Below are 1,948 nucleotides of genomic sequence, written 5' to 3'. Positions count from 1 at the left end.
CTGGCTCATCAGAGTGGGCTGCTGGCTTCCGCCCCTGACCCGGTGTTCCGAATTACCATGCGGGGAGACCCGCCATAGAAGAAACGCATTATAGCGGTTTTACAGAAAAACTCAAGCGATAAAATCTCTCAGGCCGTCTGAAAACCATTTACACGACAAGATTGTAAACAATATTGCCTAGTTGCAAATCATTCCCATTGAAATGTTTATCGTCTTTTCCGTTGAAAAATATCGAAAATTACACTACATTAACACTTTACGCCATCAAGAAGAAATTGCATTTTTCAGACGGCCTTTAATATAAAAACACATCCATCAACGGAACACAACCATGACCACGACTACTGCCCCTCAGCGTATTCGAGAAATTCCCTATAACTATACTTCTTATACCGACCGCGAAATCGTCATCCGACTGTTGGGCGACGAAGCGTGGCAAATCCTGCAAGACCTGCGCGGTCAACGCAAAACAGGACGTTCGGCACGAATGCTGTTTGAAGTATTGGGCGATATTTGGGTGGTCGTGCGCAATCCGTATCTGGTCGATGACTTGTTGGAGCACCCGAAACGCCGCGCCGCGCTGGTGCGGGAAATGCGCCACCGTTTAAACGAAATCCGCAAGCGCCGCGACGACAATCAGCAAGTGGATGTCTTGGTTGCCGCAGCAGAAAAAGCAGTCGAACGTTTTGATAGCAGTTTTGATGAAACCATCCAAAAACGCCATCAGATTTTGGAACGTTTAAGCAAAATCACCAAGCCGCACAATATTATGTTCGACGGGCTGGCGCGGGTAACGCACGTTACTGATGCGACCGACTGGCGCGTGGAGTATCCGTTTGTCGTCGTCAATCCTGATACCGAGGCAGAGATCGCGCCTTTGGTGCGCGCCTTAATTGAGTTGGACTTGGTCATTATCCCACGCGGCGGCGGTACGGGTTATACCGGCGGCGCAGTACCTTTGGACGCAAACAGCGCAGTCATCAATACCGAAAAACTCGACAAGCATCGCGGCGTCGAATACGTTGAGCTGGCAGGCTTGGACGGCAGACATCCGATTATCCATTGCGGCGCAGGCGTGGTAACCCGACGAGTGGAAGAAACCGCGCATCAGGCAGGTTTGGTGTTCGCCGTTGATCCGACCTCCGCCGATGCGTCTTGCGTAGGCGGTAATGTGGCGATGAATGCAGGCGGTAAAAAAGCCGTGCTGTGGGGTACTGCCTTGGACAACCTCGCCTACTGGAACATGGTTAACCCTCAAGGCGAATGGTTGCGTATCGAACGCGTGCGCCACAATTTCGGCAAAATCCACGATGAAGAAACCGCCATATTTGACGTACATACGCTGGATTCAGACGGTCTCAATATCGTTAAAACCGAACGCTTGGAAATCCCTGGCCACAAATTCCGCAAAGTCGGTTTGGGCAAAGACGTTACCGACAAATTCTTAAGCGGCCTGCCCGGCGTGCAGAAAGAAGGCACAGACGGCATCATCACCAGCGTCGCCTTCGTATTGCATAAAATGCCGAAATACACGCGCACCGTGTGTATGGAGTTTTTCGGTACGGTCGCCACTGCCACGCCGTCCATCGTCGAAATCCGCGACTTCTTGCTTGCCCATGAAAGCGTACGACTGGCCGGTTTGGAACATTTAGACTGGCGTTACGTCCGTGCCGTCGGTTATGCCACCAAAGCGGCAGGCAAAGGCCGACCTAAAATGGTCTTGCTGGCAGACGTGGTTTCCGACGATGAAGCCGCCGTGCAGGCAGCCGCCGAACACATCTGCGAACTCGCCCGCGCCCGTGACGGAGAAGGCTTTATCGCCATATCTCCAGAAGCGCGCAAAACCTTCTGGCTTGACCGCAGCCGCACCGCCGCCATCGCCAAACATACCAACGCCTTTAAAATCAACGAAGACGTGGTAATCCCACTCGAAAGGCTCGGTGAGTAT

General features: G+C 52.4%; 1 protein-coding gene and 1 other RNA gene. One reads left to right on the top strand and one right to left on the bottom strand.

What is annotated here, in order from left to right:
* Positions 1 to 74: signal recognition particle sRNA small type (gene ffs, locus ACTHUM_RS12535), an RNA gene on the bottom strand; the annotation flags it as partial.
* A gap of 257 nt (positions 75 to 331) precedes the next feature.
* Between ffs and ACTHUM_RS12530 the strand changes: the two genes are divergently transcribed.
* The coding region (locus ACTHUM_RS12530; RefSeq protein WP_440403012.1) for a DUF3683 domain-containing protein at positions 332 to 1,948 on the top strand (1,617 nt) is incomplete at its 3' end.

The sequence above is a fragment of the Neisseria sp. P0021.S006 genome (assembly GCF_051956895.1).
The sequence above is the reverse complement of the archived record's forward strand: the minus strand, read 5'-3'. Positions and strand labels throughout refer to the sequence as shown.